Raw genomic sequence first — 18,772 nt, forward strand, 5'->3', positions numbered from 1 at the left:
CCGAGAGGTTTTGCTTCAGCATGTCCATTGACAGTGCCGACCGTTCCGTCCTGCCCGAGAACACCCAGGACGCCACGTACACCGAGTTCACCGAGCACGACGCGTTCTCCGACGCCACCCCCGGCGCGGACGCCACCGAGAACACCGCGGCGAACGCCGAAGCCGAGTCCGCCGAAGCCGTGTCCGCCGACGCCGACGACACCGACGACGCCCCCGGCATCACCTTCGCCGACCTGGGCCTGCCCGAGTCGATCGTCCGCAAGCTGACCGCGAACGGCGTGGTGACGCCCTTCCCGATCCAGGCCGCGACCATCCCGGACGCCATGGCCGGCCGGGACATCCTGGGCCGCGGCCGCACCGGCTCCGGCAAGACCCTGTCCTTCGGCCTGCCGCTGCTGACGTCGCTGGCCGGCGGCCGCACCGAGCGCAAGCGCCCCCGCGGCGTCATCCTCACGCCGACCCGCGAGCTGGCCATGCAGGTGGCCGACGCCCTGCAGCCCTACGGCGACGTCCTCGGCCTGAAGATGAAGGTCGTCTGCGGCGGCACCTCCATGCAGAACCAGATCTACGCGCTGGAGCGGGGCGTCGACATCCTCGTCGCCACCCCCGGCCGGCTGCGCGACCTGATCAACCGCGGCGCGGCCGCCCTGGACCAGGTGGAGATCGCGGTCCTCGACGAGGCCGACCAGATGGCCGACATGGGCTTCCTGCCCGAGGTCACCGAGATCCTCGACCTCATCCCGGCCGGCGGCCAGCGCCTGCTGTTCTCCGCCACGCTGGAGAACGAGATCGACACGCTGGTCAAGCGGTACCTGGTCTCGCCGGTGACGCACGAGGTGGACGCCGCCCAGGGCGCCGTCACCACGATGACCCACCACGTCCTGGTCGTGAAGCCCAAGGACAAGGCGCCGGTCACCGCGGCCATCGCCGCCCGCAAGGGCCGCACGATCATCTTCGTCCGCACCCAGATGGGTGCCGACCGCGTCGCCGAGCAGCTCATCGAGTCCGGTGTGCGCGCCGACGCGCTGCACGGCGGCATGACGCAGGGCGCGCGGACCCGCACCCTGGAGGACTTCAAGGGCGGCTACGTCAACGTGCTGGTCGCCACGGACGTCGCGGCCCGCGGCATCCACGTCGACGGCATCGACCTGGTGCTCAACGTGGACCCGGCCGGCGACCACAAGGACTACCTGCACCGCTCCGGCCGCACCGCGCGCGCCGGCCAGTCCGGCACGGTCGTCTCGCTGGCGCTCCCGCACCAGCGCAAGCAGATCTTCCGGCTGATGGAGGACGCGGGCGTGGACGCCTCGCGTCACGTCATCGGCGGTGCCGGCGCGTTCGACGAGGACGTCGCCCAGATCACCGGCGCCCGCTCGCTGACCGACGTACAGGCCGACGCGGTGCAGAACGCCGCGGCGCAGGCCGAGCGCGAGGTCGCCGAGGTGACCAAGCAGCTGGAGCGCCTGCAGCGGCGCGCCACCGAGCTGCGCGAGGAGGCCGACCGGCTGACCGCCCGCTCGGCCCGCGAGCGCGGCGAGGACCCGGACGAGGCGATCGCGGCGAAGGCCGCGGAGGCGGCCGCCGCGGCGCAGGCCGCAGCCGCCCCGGAGATCCCCGAGCAGCGTGACGAGCGGTCGGCCGGCGGCTACCAGCGCCGCGACGACCGCAGGGACGACCGGCGCGAGGACCGGCGCGACGATCGGGGCAACTTCGACCGCCGCCGCGACGAGCGCCCGTCGTACCACCGTGAGAACCGCGACCACCGGGACCGTGACGACCGCCGTCCGTTCAACCGCGACGACCGCCGCGACACCCGCCCGTCGTACGGCAACCGCGACGACCGTCGTGACGCGCGTCCCGCGTACGGCAACCGCGACGATCGCCGTGACGCGCGTCCCGCGTACGGCAACCGCGACGACCGTCGTGACGCCCGTCCGTCCTACAACAACCGTGACGATCGCCGTGACGCGCGTCCCGCGTACGGCAACCGTGACGACCGTCGTGACGCCCGTCCGTCCTACAACAACCGTGACGACCGTCGTGACGCGCGTCCCGCGTACGGCAACCGTGACGACCGTCGTGACGCGCGTCCCGCGTACGGCAACCGTGACGACCGTCGTGACGCACGTCCCGCGTACGGCAACCGTGACGACCGTCGCCCGTCCTACGGCGGCGACCGCGACCGCGAGCGTCCCACCACCTTCGGTGACCGCAAGCCGCGCTGGAAGCGCAACGGCTGAGTCCTAGCCGACCAGCAACGGGCCCGCCCGGCCCGGGAGTTCACCTCCCGGCCGGGCGGGCCCGTGCTGTTTGCCGGACGTCGTCGCGGCGGACGGCCGCAGTCCACCTGCCGTTGGCATTCCGTGGCCGGTGCGACGCCTGTTACAGTGCGCTGTCTTTGTCGGGGGGATGACCAGGGGCTGGGGGGCTTCCGTTCTTCCTGCGCGCCGGCGCGCCTTCGCGCGCCGCAGCCGCGCCCACTCGCTCGTCTCCGAGCCGCGGGCACCTCTCGACCGACGCGGCCCTGACGTACCCCGCCGGGCCGCAGCACCCCGCGCGCGAACGCGGGGACGTGCACGAGAGGGACCCCGTTGATCCGCTTGACCCGTTCCACCCCCGCGCTCCGCCGCACCCTGGTCGCCGCGCTCGCCGTCGTCGCGGCAGCCGTGGGCCCGCTGCCGCAACTCGCGCACGCGAGCGGCGCGGTGGCTCCGGCCGAGGTGACGATCGCGCCGAGAGAGAAGCCCGGACCGCTCGGACACCCCGTCCTCGCGTCCGGCGCGAACGGCTACCTGCTGACGTCGGACACCGACACGGGCGGCAGGGACTACGCCTGGTACGCCATCGACGGCTCGCTCGTCCGGGACTTCGGCACGCTCGACGTGCTGCCCAGGGTCACCGTGCTCGGTGATGGCAGCACACTGCTGTGGGCGGTCAGCTGGGACGGGTTGCGCATCGAGACCTTCGACCCCGGCACGGGCGTCCAGACGGACTACACCCCTCCCGGTAACCTGCGTCCGCTGGGTCTCCTGCCGCTGTCGACCGGCTGGACCATGCTCGCCGTGAACGCGCCGCCCACCGGGTCGGGCACCCAGGACCCGACGTTGCACCTGCTGGACCCGCAGGCCGACGGCGGTTTCACCGACCGCACGGTGACGGGCATGGACGACGCGCACCTCGCGACCCCGGCCAGCGGCTGGCGGGCGGTCCCGGGTGCAGCGGTCCTGCTGCTGACACGGGCCGACGGCAGCCGTGCGACCGGGCTGCTCGACACGGACAACGGTGAGCTCGTCACGTCCGGCCTGACGGCCTTGGCCGCCAGGACCCCGGTGATCAGCCGCGAGTTCTTCGGCTGGCAGAGCGGCAACACGGTCCAGCTGTGGCCGCTCGCCGATCCGCAGGCAGCGCCGCGTGTCCTGAGCCTGCCGGGGAGCACCACCGATCAGCAGTTCCTGGTCCTGACCGGCACGACCCTGCTCGACCAGGTGCACCCGTCCAGCGGCAGGGACACGGTCTACTCCCTCCCCCTGGACGGCGGTCCCGCGACCGTTCCGCTGGCCGGCGGCGGCGCGCTGCGTTCCAGCGGGGACGGCGGCGCGCTCGTCGACCTGCTCGACGGCCAGAGCCCGGTGGCCACGTACAAGGTGTCCCCGCAGGGCGGGGCGCCGGCGCTCCTGTACCAACTTCCGACCTACCAGCCCGAGAATGTCGGACTCTCGCTCGCTCGTGGCACGCTCTACCGCGCGGAGACGGGCTGGGGGACCCACGTCACGACCTTTGTCGACGGCGAGTCACTCGGTTCCGGCGCGGCACCCGTGGCGGGCGGGATGTCCGACGACACCAACGTGGCCGACGGGAACACGCCGCGGTGCGGGGCGTCACTACGCTGCATGCCCCTGGTGGACGGGGGGGCCACGCAGGCGCACTCGGCGGTGTTCGTGACCCGGTCGGTGAGCGGCGACAGAGTGCAGGACGGGACGCGCGGCCTCACGCTGCCCGGTTCGCACGACGGCCGGATCGTCTCCACGAGCGGCGACGTCGTGGTCTACGACAGCGGCTCCGACGGTCAGCAGTACGTCATCGATCTCGCGCAGGGCAAGGTGCTGACGACGCGCCCGATCACCGCCGCCGCGCTGTGGGGCGACACCCTGTGGACCGCGACCGGCACGCCCGGCGAGGTCACGGCCGCCGACGTGGCGACCGGCACGGTCCGGAAGACCGTGGCCACCGGAGCGCCCTGCGCACCGGACGAGCTGCAGGCGCTGGGACGCTGGCTGTACTGGTCCTGCGGGACGGACGGTCCGGCGGGCGTCTGGGACGCGACGTCCGGGACGTCGATCTCCGTACCGTCGGGCCACGCCCTGCTGGGCGACGGGTACGTGCTGCGGCACGCGAGTGACCAGCTCGTCGTCACCGACGTGCACACCGGCACCGCGGCAGCCGACCGGGTCGCGGCGACGCTCCCGGCGGGCGCGTACCCCGACGACCGGAACATCACCTGGACGCTGGACAAGTTCGGTGACTTCCTCGCGTACACCGACCCGCAGGGCACCACGCACGTGCTGGCGTCGGGTGTTCCGCACTCGGCGATCGGCGTACTGAACAGCTCCGTTCCGGCGACGGCTGACGCCGCAGGCACCGGGTGGCAGCCCAGTTGGACGCTCTCCGCGGGCGCGTCCTGGCAGCTGGACGTCCGGAGGAAGGGCGCCAGCCAGGTGGTCTGGTCGGACCTGGGGACGACCAGCGACGTGGTCACCCCCACCTGGGACGGACGTAGTTCGCAGAGCCTGCCGCTCCCCAGCGGCGCCTACAGCTGGACGCTGACCCTCAAGGCCGCCGATGGCCAGGCGGGCACCACGACCGTGAACGGCACGGTGACGCTGGACAGCCCAGCCGTCCCCCGCGACTACGACAACGACGCGATCGGCGACCTGCTCGCCCTGAACTCCGCGGGCGGCATCGACGTCCGCCCGGGCAGCGGCACCGGCAACATCGGCGCCACCACGCTCAAGTCGTCCGGATTCCCGGCAGGTTCGACGCTCGTGCCGATCGACGACCTCAACGGCGACCACGTCAACGACATGCTGGTCCGCGACGCGTCCGGCCACCTGACCCGTTACGACGGCGTGGCAGGCCAGGCGCCGTCCGCGTCCGAGCCCCACCACCTCATCGGCGCGGGCTGGAACATCTACAACCTGCTGACGTCGCCCGGCGACATGAACGGCGACGGCTACCCGGACCTGGTGGCCCGCGACACCAAGGGCACCCTGTTCCTCTACGAGGGCACGGCCTCGGGCATCTTCGGCACACGGTCCAACATCGGCTACGGCTACCAGATCTACAACTCGATCGTCGGCGTGCACAACCTCACGACCAACCAGTGGTCCAGCGACGACGTGATCGCCCGCGACACCTCGGGCGTGCTGTGGGAGTACCTCACCGACGGCTACGGCCACATGTCGATGCGCCACCGCGTCGGCGCGGGCTGGAACATCTACACCGCGATCGTCGGCGTCGGCGACATCACCGGTGACGGCCGCAGCGACCTCGTCGCGCGGGACGCGAACGGTGACCTGTGGCGTTACTCCAGCCTGAGCAGCGGCCTGTTCGCGCCGCGCGTGAAGATCGGCTGGGCCTGGCAGTCGTACAAGTCCCTGATCTGATCAGGGTATGGGGGGGACACATGAAGAGTGGAACGACCGTGCGCAAGGCCGCTGTTCAGCGGACCACCGTGCGCCGCGGCCTCGTCGCCGCGCTGGCAGTCGTCGCGGCAGCGGTGAGTCCGCTGCCGCAGCTCGCGCACGCGAGTGACGGATCGGCTCCGGCGGAGACTGTGGTCGAGCCGGCGGCGGCGGCCGGTCCCACCGGTCCGACGGTTCTCGGGGCCGCGACGAGCGGATACCTGACGGCCGACGGCTGGGACATGTACGGGAACCCGACGCACTTGTCCTGGCGCGCGCCCGACGGCTCGGTCGCCTCCGACCTGGGGAACATGACGGCCACCTTCGGCGTCGGAGTCGTCCAGAGCGGTGACGGGCACGCCTGGGTCTACCACCTCACCACCAGCAGCGACCCGCGGGTCAAGGCCGACTTCGCTCTCGAGGTGTACGACACCGCGACGAAGGTGTGGAGCGGCTACCCCATCCCGACGACGGCGGACGAGGGTAGGAAGCTCGTACCGACCGCCACGGGATGGGCCCTCGTGGCCGCGCCGGACGACACGGCCGGGGGCGCCGCGAACACCGGCCCTGTGCCGCACCTCTACACGCCGAACGCCGCCGGCGGCCTCGACGACCGGGTCGTGTCCGGCTGGCCGGCCGGTGCGCGATGGTCGGGTCAGCAGCCCGCGAGCCTCCCGGGGACCGCGGAGGTCTCGTCCGACAAGGCCGGCAACCAGCAGATCGTGCTCATCGACACGGCGACGGCGTCCGTGACCACCACGGTGCCCACCGCCCTGTACCAGGGAGCCAACTACCCCCTCCTGCTGCTCGACGCCGACCACTTCGGCTACGGCGCCGGAAGGACGGCGTGGGTCTACGACCGCACCGACCCTCAGGCCGCGCCCCGCACCCTCACCGTGCCCGGCGCGGGCACGGGCGAGGCCGACATGGCGCTGACCGGCGGCGCGCTCCTCGCTCTCGATCACTACGCTTCGCTGGCCGGGGCAGGGCCCACGCCCGCACCGCTCTACGCGGTGCCGCTGGACGGCAGCGCGGCCCGGACCCTGTTCGACGGCGCCGCCACCTTGCGCGCGTCGACCGGCGGCAGCGCCCTCGTGGACGCGCCCAACGGATCGGACGCGTGGGCCACGTTCCGGATTCCGGCCGACGGCTCCGCACCCGCGGTGCTCCGCCCGTTCACCACCTATCGCCCCGAGCACATCGGCCTGTCGCTCGGGCGCGGCACACTCAGCCGCGTCGAGACCGGGGCCGGCAGCCCGGTGGGCGCCGTCGAGGAGACGGTGGACGTGGGCACGGGCGCCGCACCGGCGGGTGGTAGCGTGCTGCCCCGGGTGTGGGCGTACCCGGCGAAGGACGCGATGATCCTCCGCTGTGGCGGTCAGCGGTGCTACACCCTGGTCGACGCCGGATCGGACCTGGGGGCCGTCCACATCCTGTCCTGGAACGGCAAGGACGCGGTGGAGACGACGCGCGGCGCCATCGTCCAACTGGACACCTCGGGCGGCAGCGTCCTGTCCGCGAGCGGCAACCACGCGGTGTACAACAGCGGTTCCGACGGGACGCAGGACGTCCTCGACATGTGGACCGAACGGGTGCTCTACACGCGGCCGGCGGCAGCGGCCGCGCTGTGGGGCGACACCCTGTTCACCGCCGGGAAGGTGCCGGGACAGGTGACGCAGGCCCCCGTCGCGACCGGGAAAGTGTCCGCGACGATCGCCACCGACGCTCCCTGCGTGCCGGACGAGCTGCAGGCGCTGGGGCGTTGGCTGTACTGGTCGTGCGGGCCGGACGGCCCGGCGGGCGTGTGGGACGGCACCACCAAGAAGTCCGTCCCGGTACCCGCGGGACATGCCCTGTTGGGCGACGGCTACGTCCTGCGGCACACCGGCGACCAGCTGCTGCTCACGGACATCCACGCCGGCACCGCGGCCCCGGACCGGCTGGTCGCGACGCTGCCGGCGGGCGGCTACTCCGACGACCGGAACATCACGTGGACACTCGACAAGTTCCGCGGCTTCCTGGCCTGGACCGGCACGGACGGCGCGACCCATGTGCTCCCCTCCGGAGTTCCTCAGTCGCCTGTCGCCGTCGTGGCGAGTGAGGGGACCGCGTCCGCGGACCTGTCGAGGACTTCGTGGGCGCCTTCGTGGACGCCCTCCGGTCCTCTCGCCTCCTGGTCCCTGGACATCCGGCGCCAGGGGTCGACAGCCATCGTGCGCAGCCTCAGCGGCGGGGCCACGCCTGGCGACGTCCGTCCCGTGTGGGACGGCAAGGACCACTCCGGCCGAGGGATCGCGAACGGCCCCTACACCTGGACGCTGAAGCTGGTTCCCGCGAACGGGCAAGGGCCGGCGGCGGTCGTCTCCGGAACCGTCGTGGTCAGCGGCCGACCCGCCTTCGCCCACGACTACACCGGTGAGGGGAGCGGCGACCTGCTCGCCGTCACCAGCGGCGGACGGCTCGACGTCCGCCCGGGCACGGGAACCGCTCCCGGCACGGTGCTGGCCACGTCCGCCTCGGGCACGGGGTGGCCGTCGGGCTCCCTCTTCGTGCCGATCGGGGAGCTGAGCGTCGACGGGTACAACGACCTGCTGGTGCGGGACGCCACCGGCCATCTCACCCGCTACGACGGCACACCGGGCCGGGCGTTCACCCCCGCCACGCCGCACCACGTGATCGGCGCCGGCTGGAACATCTACAACTCCCTGACGCCGGTCGGCGCTCTGAACTCCGTCGAGCGCGCCGACCTCCTGGCGCGCGACGCCGGCGGGAACCTCTACCTCTACGCGGCCTCCGTCAACGGCGTGTTCCAGAGCCGGAAGCAGATCGGCCACGGCTACGGGATCTACTCGATGATGATCGGCGCCCAGGACCTCAATGGCGACGGCCGTGGCGACCTGCTGGCCCGCGACACGTCCGGTGTCCTCTGGCGTTACGACCGCGACAGCGGCGGCGGGTTGAAGGCCCGGGTGCGGATCGGTGCGGGCTGGAACGTGTACAACTCCGTCGTCGGTGTCGGTGACATCAACGGTGACGGCCGCAACGATCTCGTCGCCCGCGACGGGAACGGCGACCTGTGGCGCTACGACGGCCTGAGCAGCGGCCTGTTCGCGCCCCGCGTGAAGATCGGCTGGGCCTGGCAGACGTACACGTCCCTGCTCTGACGCCCGGGGCGTGTCCACCCGCGGCGGTGGACACGCCCCCACCCCACCCCGGTCCCGTTCCGCCGCCCCTTCGACTCCTTCGACGCTCAGGAGAACTTCCGGTGCGCACAGGTTCGTTGACCCTTGGCCGTACGGCCGTTGCCGCGTTCGTCGTGCTGGCGCTGGCCGGAGGCCCGTTCGGCGGCGCGACCGTCGCCCACGCGGACACCGGCGGGCTGGCGGAGATCACCGTCCAGCCGGGGGATCGGTGGCTGCCTCGTCAGGAGACGCTGCTGACGGCAGGCGACTCGGGCTATCTCGCTTTCACCGGGACCGCGTTCTCCTGGACGGGAGACGACGGCGCGACCACAGCCGCGGGCCGGTGGGCCGAGGTCAACCGCGGTCTGCGGGCGTGGCAGCCGAGCGGTTCGCCGACCGTCTGGCTCGGCGACTTCGTCTCCACCACGACCACGGCCATCGCGGTTCCGGACGGACAGACATACCAGTCGGCCTTCGCTGCCGGCGCGATCCTGACCGCGGCGTCCGACGGCTCCGGGCTGCACGTCGTGAGCGAGGACGGCGGTGGCGGGACCACGGACCGGACGGTCACCGGGGTGCCGGCGGGCGCGACGGTGGACAAAGTGCTGGACATGGGCGGCGATCTCACCGCACTGAGCCTCCGTGTGGACGGCGTCCCGCACGTCTACCTGCTGGACTTCACCACCGCCACGGCCCGCGAGGTGTTCGCGGGTGTCTCCGGGATCGACCTGGTGGTCCTCGGTGGCACGCGGGTGGTGGCCGCCACGCCGCGGCGCACGTCGGCGTACAGCGTCCGGCTGGACGATCCCTCCGGCACGGTCGAGGAGACGCCGTACCCGGCGGCGGCACGCGCCACGAACGAAGTCCTGCGGCCCGTCCCGGACGGTGACCGGATCCTGGTGGAGGCCGAGGACACGGACAAGCACTCGACCGGCGGGGCCCTGTGGAGCGTCCCGGTCGGCGGCGGCGACGCCACGCTCCTGCTGCGGCACACCGTGTACACCCTGGCCGTGGCCCCGGACGGCTCGGTCCTCGTCGTCGGCGGTTCGGGCCCGGCCGACTGGGCGGTTCGCCGGATCGCCCCCGACGGAACGGTCACGTCCGTCACGCCCCTCGCCCCCTTTCCGGCCAGGGTCTTCGAACTCGCCTACAGTGCCGGGCGCCTGGTGTACTCGAGCGACACCGGCGCGTACGACCCGCTGATCGGCCGCGATGTGACGGCGGGGGCCACCCCCTCGGTCAGCGGCCCGTCGACGGTGTGGGGCATGGGGCCCGAGCGCGGTGCGCACCTGCAGGCCCTCGGCAAGGGAACGGTGGCGTTCGTCCGCGGCGACGAGGTGTTCTCGCCGCTGCCGGGGTCGACGACCGGCGCCCGGTCGGTGCGTCCCAGCACCATGACGATGACGGGCGTGCTCGACGGCGACGGCTACGACCTCGTGCTCGGCACGACCACGGCGGGGCGGCAGGCCGTGGGGAACCTCGACAACGGCTACGACCCCTTCGCCCGTGGCGCGGGCGCGTCCGCCGTGTGGGACCACACCATCTGGGTCCCCGGGAGCGCCGCCGGAACCGTGCGTCCCTACAACCTGCGCACTCTCGCCTACGGCGCGACCGTGCAGACCGGGGCCGCCTGTGCGAACTACGCCGACCTGCAGGTGGACGGCCGCTGGCTGTACTGGTCGTGCGGGACGACGGCCGGCGTGTACGACCGGACGACCGGGCGGCACGTCGCCGTCCCCGCCGGCCAGGCGCTGCTGGGCGACGGTTTCGTGGTCCGGCACACCGGCGGCCGGTTGGTGATGACCGACGTCCATGCGGGCACGGCCGTCACCACCGACGTCGCCGATCTGCCGCAGGGCACCCAGAGCGACGACCGCGGCGTCACGTGGACCGTCGACAAGTACGCGGGCGGACTCGCCTACGTCGACGCCGCGTCGGCGATCCACGTGATCCCCTCGCTCGGCGTGCCCCGCTCTCCGAGCCTCCCGGCCGCCCGGGACTACGACAGCGACGGAACCGGCGACCTGCTCGCCCTCACCCCGCAGGGCGGACTGCAGCTGCGCCCCGGCACCCACGCCGGCGGCGTGGGCCCCGGCACCGATGTGGGGGGCGACCACCCCACAGGGTCGATGTTCGTCCCGACCGGCGACCTGACCGGCGACGGCTGCAACGACCTGCTGGTCCGCAACCCGGCCGGTTCCGGCACCCTCGTCCGCGAGGACGGCACCTGCTGTGGCTTCGTCGTCGGCATCGCGCACAAAATCGGGGCCGGCTGGAACATCTACAACTCCCTGGTGTCGCCCGGGGATCTGACCGGCGACGGCCGTCCGGACCTGCTGGCGCGCACCGCGTCGGGCGACCTGTACCTCTACGCGGGGAACGCCGCGGGGGTGTTCGCGCCGCGGGTGAAGATCGGGTTCGGGTTCCAGATCTACAACTCCCTTGTCGGGGCGCAGGATCTCAACGGTGACGGGATCGGGGACGTGCTGGCGCGGGACGCCTCCGGCGTCCTGTGGCGCTACGACGGCGACGGCAAGGGCGGGTTGAAGGCCCGGGTCCGCATCGGTGCGGGGTGGAACGCCTACAACTCCCTGGTGGGGGTCGGCGACATCAACGGTGACGGCCGCAACGACCTCGTCGCCCGCGACGCCAACGGCGACCTGTGGCGCTACGACGGCCTGGGCAGCGGCCTGTTCGCGCCGCGCGTGAAGATCGGCTGGGCCTGGCAGACGTACAAGTCCCTGCTCTGAGACGGGCGGTCGGGCCGGGGACGCGTCACGCCGTTCCCCGGCCGTTCGCCCAGCCCCGTCCCCGCGGACGGTGATGCGGGATCCCGGTGTCACGCCACCCTCAACGAGGTCCATACTGAGGCGACTTCATGTGCGCTGCCGGGGGGGCAGGCATTCTCTGGGGAGGGAACCGAGTGCCATCACGTGCGCTCGCCCGCGGCTTGACGGCCGCGGCGACTTCGATCGTTCTCGCCGTCGTGGGTGGCGGCTTGCTGCCGGGGGCCGCGCAGGCCCAGACCGGCACCGCGGCCGGCGTGTCCGCTTCCGCCGAGCCGCAGGCCGTCGTGCCGGCCCCGGCACGCTGGACGCCGCGCCAGGACGCCCTGGTCACCGCCGGAGCCGACGGCTACCTGGCGAAGGACGAGTCGGGGACCTACCACTGGGTCCACGAGGCCGACGGCAGCATGGGCGCGGCCATGCCGTTCGTGCCGGCGTCGAACAACAACGGCGTGTCGCTCAAGCCGTCCGGGGCCACCGCCGTCCTCGGCGACTACGCGACCGGCACCACCGTGCAGATCCCGCTGCCCGGCGGCCAGCGCCTCGTCGGCGGATTCACCGCCGACGCCGTCCTCACCGCGTCGCCGGCCACCGCGTCCGCCCCCGCCACCCTGCACGTCCTGCGCGCGGGCGCCGACGGCCAGGTCACCGACCAGACCGTCCCCGGGTACCCCGCTGACGCGCCCCAGCCCACCTTCTACGGGCAGAACGGCGACGTGACCTTCATCGACGTCACGACCGGCGGGGTCGTGCACCACTACCTGGTGAACCTCGCGGACCTCACGTTCCACGAAGTCCTGCCCGGCGTGACGTTCGCCTCCGGGACGAAGGTGGTCGTCGGCGGCAGCCGCGTCGTCAGCTATGTGCAGGGCGCGACCACCGTGCACTCGCAGCGGATCGACGACACGTCCGGCACCGTCGACGCGCTGCCGGTGCCGAACGCGATCACGCCGCAGCAGCAGCCGTGGACCCCGGTGCCCGTCGGCGACCTGATCGTGTTCGTCCCCGCCACGACCACGAACGGCCTCGGCTGGCCGCTGGTGGGCGTGCCGGCCGCCGGCGGCGCCCCGCAGAGCGTGCTGCAGCACACCGGCGGTTCCTACGCCGTCGCCCCCGACGGCTCCGTGCTGGTGACCGGCGGGACGAGCGCCACCGACTGGGCGGTGCGGCGGATCGCCGAGGACGGCACCGTGACGACCGTGCGGCCGCTGACGCCGGTGCCGGCCCACCAGTACGGCCTGTCGTACAGCGCCGGTCGTCTGGTGTACGTGGACGACTCGGGGCCGTACAAGTCGCTGATGGGACGCGACGTTTCCGCCGGGGCCTCGCCCACCGCGTCGGCGCCCTTCGTCATGGAGGACTTCGGCCCTGCCCCGGTCACGTGCGCCACCGGCATCTCGTGCGTCCGGCTGGCCGGTCAGGGCAGCGGCACCGTCGACTACGCCGACCCCTCAACGGACTTCGTGGAGCAGTGGGCGTCGCCCACCAGTTTCTACAACGCGGAGGTCGGCGGCACCGACCCGGCGATCACCGACGCGGCCGGCGACTACGCCCTCGTCAACACGCCCTCGCACAGCGTGCAGTCGGTCGTGTGGTTCCAGCAGTCCACCGGCAACAACGTCGCGTTCACCCGTCCGCTCAGCGCCTCCGCGCTGTGGGGCACCACGATGTGGGCGCAGGGCACCACGGCGGGCAGCGTCCGCCCCTACTCGCTGACGTCCCGCACGTACGGCACCACCGTGCAGACCGGTGCGAGCTGCGCGACGTTCAAGGAGCTGCAGGCGGACGGCCATTGGCTGTACTGGTCGTGCGGCACGACGGCCGGCGTCTACGACCTCACGGCCAAGAGGAACATCCCCGTCCCGGCGGGCGCGGCGCTGCTCGGTGACGGCTTCCTGGTGCGGCACGACACGACCGCGGGCACCCTGGTGCTCACCGACGTCCACACCGGCACGGCCGCCACCGGCGTGCTCGCCGACCTCCCGGCGTCGGCGCTCACCGACGACCGCGGGGTGACGTGGTCCGTCGACAAGTACGGCGGCGGCGTCGCCTACACCGACGCCGACCAGAACGTGCACGTCTTCCCGCTCACCGACATCACCCGCTCCCCGCTCGCGGTGACCGGCGTGGACCCGTTCGTCGCGGGCGTGCGCATCGGTGACACGTGGCAGGGCCGGGTGAACTTCCCCCGTCCGGTGGGGCGTTGGACGCTGACGCTGAAGAACGCGGCGGGCCGGGTGATGGCCACCGGCAGTGGCACGGGTGGCACCGGCGCCCAGGTGAAGCCGACGTGGGACCTCAAGGACTCCACCGGCCACCCGGTGTACGACGGCGCCTACACCTGGACGCTGACGGCGACGCCCGCCGACGGCCAGGGCGCGTCCGCGACCGCGACCGGCCCGGTGTACGTGTCGGGCGCGCCGGCCGCACCCCGCGACTACACGCAGGACGGCGCCGGCGACCTGCTGGCCCTCACCCCGGGCGGCCGCCTCGACATCCGCCCCGGCACCGGCACGAGCAGCGGCTCGGTGGGCGCGGCCGAGAGCCAGGGCACCTGGCCCACGTCGTCCACGTACGTCACGATCGGCGACGGCGGCGGCGACGGGAACAACGACCTGCTGGTCCGCACCTCCGCGGGCACCCTGATCCGCTACCCCGGCCCGTCCGGCGCCCTGCCGATGGGCACCGGCCACACCATCGGCGGCGGCTGGAACATCTACAACTCCTTTGTCTCGCCCGGCGATCTCAACGGCGACGGTCGCGCGGACCTGCTGGCGCGCACGCCGTCCGGCGACCTGTACTTCTACGCCGGGACCTCCGCGGGCATCTTCGCGGCGCGCGTCAAGGTCGGCTCGGGCTTCCAGATCTACCCGCTGATGACCGGCGCGCAGGACCTCACCGGCGACGGCCTCGGCGACGTCCTGGCCCGCGACGCGTCGGGCAGCCTGTGGCGCTACGACGGCGACGGCCACGGCGGCCTCAAGCCGCGCGTGCTCATCGGCGCCGGCTGGAACATCTACAACGCGCTCGTCGGCGTGGGGGACGTCGACGGCGACGGCCGCGCGGACCTGCTGGCGCGCACGCCGTCCGGTGACCTCTACCGCTACAGCGGCCTGAGCACGGGCCTGCTGGCCCCCCGCACCAAGATCGGCTGGTCCTGGCAGACCTACACGACCCTGCTCTGACCTTCCTCCCCCAGCCCCGGCCCGGGGCCCTCAGGCCCCGGGCCCTCCCGCCCCCACATCCCGCCACCGCCGGACCCGATATGGTCTCGGCCCCCCTCCGGACCCCGGCTATGCTTCGGGGTGCGGGCCGTTAGCTCAATTGGCAGAGCAGTGGACTTTTAATCCATTGGTTGTGGGTTCGAGTCCCACACGGCCTACAGGATCCGGCCCCTTCGGAGGCCGCTGACCTGCGGGTATGGTGCCCCGGTCGCTCACGAGCGGTCGGGGCGCAGCCATGTCCGACCCCGTGCGTGAGCGGGACGCGGGCATGCGTTGCCGCAACTCGATGCGGTGCGAGCTGGAGCGGAGGTCTGCATCGGTCTCTGCCCCGAGCGCATCGCGCATCATGACGGCGTCAAGGTTGAAGTATCGGGCCGGGTGGTCGTTCGAGGACGCGGAAGCCCGCTCCATCGGCACACCTTCCCGCCACAGCAAGCCACTGGCCCTCCGCTTGGGCGGCCAGAGCGCCTGCCCACTGCGGAACAAGGCGATTTCCTCGGGCGTGATGTGCTCCCGGCATGCCCTGCACAGTGTTGGTTGCGCCGTCCACGTCGGCCTCGATTGGCCATGGCCGACCGCAGCCCGAACAGGTGGTCAGGTGAGATCGAGCCAGGCACGGATGCGTCGGCGGATCTCCTCGACGCTGGGCAGAGGCGCCTTCTCCTCGACGAGTCGCTCCAGCAAGGCCGCAACACGCTCGACGCTGTCACCGTCGTCGCTCGTAGCCCAACGATTCGGCACACACAATGTCGGCGGCGGCCTGAGTAGCTTCAGAGGCGATGACGGCGACGTCGATGCCGACCTGGCTGCTGCCGGGCCCGCGGCTCTTGTGGGCCGGCGGTATCGGCATGCGCGGGGATCGAGGGATCGTCCGTCAGGAGAATGGCCTGCCAGATCCGTTCGTGCAGTTCATGGATGCAGGGTCCGCACGCGTACATCGGCGCTTGGGCTCCGGCGATGCTGGCGGGCCCGATCCACAGGACGCGGGTCCACTGCTGGCCGCAGAACAGCCAGCAGTACCCGTCGGTCCAAGCGTTGTCGTCATCCGTTGTTGCAGGTTCGGGCAGACCCCTGCGAGCGAACGCGGCGATACCCGGGATTACACGGTGCTGGAGGAAGTCCTCTGTCAGCACGGATTCGCTCTGGCCTTCAGCGTCCAGGCACGGAGGGCTGGAGGGGCTCGTCGTGAGCGGTGTCGGCGAAGAGGAGGGTGGGTTCGGCGAGGATGTCGCGGCCGGCCTCGCTCTTGTAGATGGCGTCGACGCTGCCGAAGCGTGCCTGGTCGTAGTCCAGCCCGAGGTGGCCTGCGGCCTGGCGGACGGACTGCTCGTCGGGGCCTTCGATCTCCAGGAAGGTGGGGAGGTCGGGCCAGGTGTCGAAGTCGAATGCGATGTCGCCGAGTTGCCATTCCTCGCGGTAGTTCTCCTGGTAGCGCACCTCGCGCAGGCCGAGGTTGGTGAGGATCTCGGCCATGGCGCCCAGGTCGCTGACATCGGTTTCGATCTCAGTGGTGCCGTGGATGGAGTCGGCGTCGGTGACCTGCTTGAGGGTGAGGGTGGTCCGCGTTCCCTTGTTGCGGAGCCGTACCCACTGGCTGCCGTCCAGGGCGTCGCTCTCGAAAATCTTCCGGGTGAGGAGGGTTCGGTCGAAGGCCCGCACCGCGCCCATCGCCGACAGCTTGGCCTGGAGGTCGTCGACGTCCACGGCCAGGAACTTCGCTTCGTACTCGTGCTTCATTCTCGTGGTCTGCCTTTCGGTGGTCACTTGGCGAGGCGGGTTGCGAGGAGCAGCCCCATGCGGTGGGTGTGGGGGTGGGGTTGGCCGACGTGGGGTGGTTCGGTGAACTCCCCCGTGCGCAAGGTCAGGGTGATGTTCCAGTTCGTAGAGAACAGGGGGCGCAGCCGCTCGGGGGAGGTGTAGTGCTCGGTCAGGTGGTTGGCGGCCGTGACGGGCATCATGTACTCGGCTCCGAACAGGCCGTTGACGCGCACCATGGCCTGCATGCGACTGACGAAGTCGGACAGCGGCCGGTGATGGTTGGCACTGTAATGCCAGGAGCAGCTGGTCCAGACGGCATCGCACCGTTCGTCTAGGTCGTGGGCCGCGTCGAGGAAGTCTCCTTCGAACCACTCGACCCGGTCGGCCAGACCCTCCCGTTTTGCGCGTTCGATCAGGCCGGCGGCGTGTGCCTGGGCGCCGTCGGGCAAGCAGACGGAACCGCCGTGCAGGGCGACCGGGTCGCGCTCGAAGGCGATGACACGGTGCCCGGCCGCCGCCAGCGGCAGGACGAGTCTGCCATCGGCGGCACCAACGACCGCGACAGTCGCCTTGGGCCCGGTCCGCTCAGCGAGGGCTGCGTGGAACTGAGGGAAGAACGTGAGGGTGTGCTCCCACAGGCTGAGGGTGTGCATGTCGACCTCCCTGCGAGGTGAGGGTGAGGATGGTGTCGACGACCTGCCCTGGCGTGAGCCCGGTCGTGTCGAGGCGGTGCATCGGGAAGGCCGCGTACGCCTGCGTGATCTGCTCCGCTACCTCTTCGGCCCGCCCGTCCCAACGGGATATCGGCTTGTCCCGGGCGTGGAGTCGCCGCTGCCGTTCGCCCGGGGCGCACACGAGGTTGTACGTCACCGGGTGCGGCAGATCGACGGGCAAGGTGACGCGGAGCCGGCTGCCGAAGGCACGGTGGTTGGCGAGGCAGCGGGCGAAGTAGCTGTCAACGACGACGGGGGTGCCGGCGACCAGGTGCCGCCGGATCTCGTCCGTGACGGTGAACAGCGCGGACAGGTAGAAGGCCATGCGGGCTTCGATGTTGTCTCGTGCATCCACCTCGCGGCGCAATGCCTGGAAGAGCGGCGGGACGGTGGAGACGGGCACGGCTCCGCGGGCTGCGGCCAGCAGGGGAGCGATGGTCGACTTCCCGGCCCCGCGTAAACCCTCCAGGCTTTCGAAGAGGGGCTGGTCAGGCACGGGCGTAGACCACGTCGGGCACGGCGAGCGCCAACTCGTCAGTGTCCGAGGGGCGGTGGACGATGTGGCCGGCCTCCTTGTCGTACCAGAAGGCGTGGGCGTCCTTCCCGACTGCCTTGCACGACATCGTCAGCGCGCCGCGAGGGTCGGCCTCGACCCGCGGAATCGCCACGGCCCGTTCGTCGGCCGTGCAGATCTCGGGAGCGCCGTCCTCGGACAGGTCCTCGTCCACGATCACCTCGATGGACAGCTCGGCGGTCCGGAGCTGGTCGCGCAGCCGGCCGTAGGCGGCCTGGTCGGTGATGAGCAGCTCGGGGTGGTGGGCGGCGTTGCCGACCGCCCGCAGATGGTGGAGCTTGAGCTGTCGGGCCCCGTAGTCCTGCAGAGTGCGGACGAGCGGCAGGACCTCGTCGATGTTGCGGGCGTTGACGGTCATGGTCGCACCGGTGGGGACGCCGAGGTCGCGGGCGTAGGCGAGCGCGGACAGGGCTCCCTGGTAGCTGCCGAATTTGCGGATGGCGTCGTTGGTGGCGCCGTTGCCCTCCAGGGAGATCCGCAGCAGGTCCAGGTGCGGGGCGATCTCGGTGAGGCGGCGCTCGATGCGGTAGCCGTTGGTGCAGATCTCGACGTGCAGACCGAGTTCCTGCTTGGCGTACCGGACGATCTCGGGCAGGTCCTTGTGGAGGAACGGCTCGCCGCCGAGGAAGTTGACGGCCTCGGTCCCGTACTCCTTGTGCATCAGCCGCATGAGGGTGATGGCCTGGGGGAGGGTGAAGGCGTCGGAGTGCTGCAGACGCTCGCCGTGGAAGCAGTGCTGGCAGGCGAAGTTGCAGCGGTAGAGCAGTTGCACGTACAGCATCCGAATGGTCTGGATGCCGGTGACTTCCGTGATCACAGGGCACCTTCCTGGGCATGTCGCCTGGGTGAGGCCC

General features: G+C 71.8%; 9 protein-coding genes and 1 tRNA gene. 6 read left to right on the forward strand and 4 right to left on the reverse strand.

All coding sequences use genetic code 11. The features are described 5' to 3' along the window. Window positions 1-20: 20 nt before the first annotated feature. From BMW99_RS26055 to BMW99_RS26080, 6 genes are all read left to right on the forward strand, one after another. The gene (locus BMW99_RS26055; RefSeq protein ID WP_075017632.1) at window positions 21-2,240 is read left to right on the forward strand and encodes a DEAD/DEAH box helicase; all 2,220 of its coding nucleotides are present in this window, start codon (window positions 21-23) and stop codon (window positions 2,238-2,240) included. A 360-nt stretch (window positions 2,241-2,600) separates the two neighbouring features. Beyond that, window positions 2,601-5,663: a VCBS repeat-containing protein gene (locus tag BMW99_RS26060; RefSeq protein ID WP_075017633.1), complete on the forward strand. Its 3,063-nt coding sequence runs from the start codon at window positions 2,601-2,603 to the stop codon at window positions 5,661-5,663. A 20-nt stretch (window positions 5,664-5,683) separates the two neighbouring features. Further along, window positions 5,684-8,845 carry an FG-GAP repeat domain-containing protein gene (locus tag BMW99_RS40860; protein ID WP_143080565.1) on the forward strand — a complete coding sequence of 1,054 codons (3,162 nt, stop codon included), beginning with the start codon at window positions 5,684-5,686 and terminating at the stop codon, window positions 8,843-8,845. A 101-nt stretch (window positions 8,846-8,946) separates the two neighbouring features. Further along, window positions 8,947-11,613 (forward strand): VCBS repeat-containing protein, encoded by a 2,667-nt coding sequence (locus tag BMW99_RS26070; RefSeq protein WP_143080566.1) that lies wholly within the window; start codon window positions 8,947-8,949, stop codon window positions 11,611-11,613. Window positions 11,614-11,786: 173 nt separating this feature from the next. Next, complete coding sequence (locus tag BMW99_RS26075; protein ID WP_143080567.1) at window positions 11,787-14,834, forward strand: FG-GAP-like repeat-containing protein; 3,048 nt, start codon at window positions 11,787-11,789, stop codon at window positions 14,832-14,834. A 124-nt stretch (window positions 14,835-14,958) separates the two neighbouring features. Then, window positions 14,959-15,031, forward strand: a tRNA-Lys gene (locus tag BMW99_RS26080). A 991-nt stretch (window positions 15,032-16,022) separates the two neighbouring features. Here BMW99_RS26080 and BMW99_RS26090 read toward each other — a convergent pair. From BMW99_RS26090 to BMW99_RS26105, 4 genes are read right to left on the reverse strand one after another with little or no spacing between them, the layout of a single operon-like run. Continuing rightward, complete coding sequence (locus BMW99_RS26090) at window positions 16,023-16,610, reverse strand: class IV adenylate cyclase (protein WP_069466723.1); 588 nt, start codon at window positions 16,608-16,610, stop codon at window positions 16,023-16,025. A 23-nt stretch (window positions 16,611-16,633) separates the two neighbouring features. Next, window positions 16,634-17,284: a class I SAM-dependent methyltransferase gene (locus BMW99_RS26095; RefSeq protein ID WP_069466724.1), complete on the reverse strand. Its 651-nt coding sequence runs from the start codon at window positions 17,282-17,284 to the stop codon at window positions 16,634-16,636. Beyond that, window positions 17,217-17,840 carry an AAA family ATPase gene (locus BMW99_RS26100; protein ID WP_177226105.1) on the reverse strand — a complete coding sequence of 208 codons (624 nt, stop codon included), beginning with the start codon at window positions 17,838-17,840 and terminating at the stop codon, window positions 17,217-17,219. Before BMW99_RS26100 ends, BMW99_RS26095 begins: the two co-directional genes overlap by 68 nt. Next, window positions 17,833-18,735 carry a radical SAM protein gene (locus BMW99_RS26105; RefSeq protein WP_069461854.1) on the reverse strand — a complete coding sequence of 301 codons (903 nt, stop codon included), beginning with the start codon at window positions 18,733-18,735 and terminating at the stop codon, window positions 17,833-17,835. The genes BMW99_RS26100 and BMW99_RS26105 overlap by 8 nt, the downstream gene beginning before the upstream one ends. Window positions 18,736-18,772: the final 37 nt, after the last annotated feature.

The sequence above is a fragment of the Actinacidiphila rubida genome, assembly GCF_900110255.1.
Lineage (GTDB): Bacteria > Actinomycetota > Actinomycetes > Streptomycetales > Streptomycetaceae > Actinacidiphila > Actinacidiphila rubida.

What these genes read in the sequence shown, in the direction of transcription:
- BMW99_RS26095 (WP_069466724.1), bottom strand. Translation starts at nt 17,284, where the DNA reads ATGCACACCCTCAGCCTGTGGGAGCACACCCTCACGTTCTTCCCTCAG.
- BMW99_RS26090 (WP_069466723.1), bottom strand. Translation starts at nt 16,610, where the DNA reads ATGAAGCACGAGTACGAAGCGAAGTTCCTGGCCGTGGACGTCGACGAC.
- BMW99_RS26055 (WP_075017632.1), top strand. Translation starts at nt 21, where the DNA reads ATGTCCATTGACAGTGCCGACCGTTCCGTCCTGCCCGAGAACACCCAG.
- BMW99_RS40860 (WP_143080565.1), top strand. Translation starts at nt 5,684, where the DNA reads ATGAAGAGTGGAACGACCGTGCGCAAGGCCGCTGTTCAGCGGACCACC.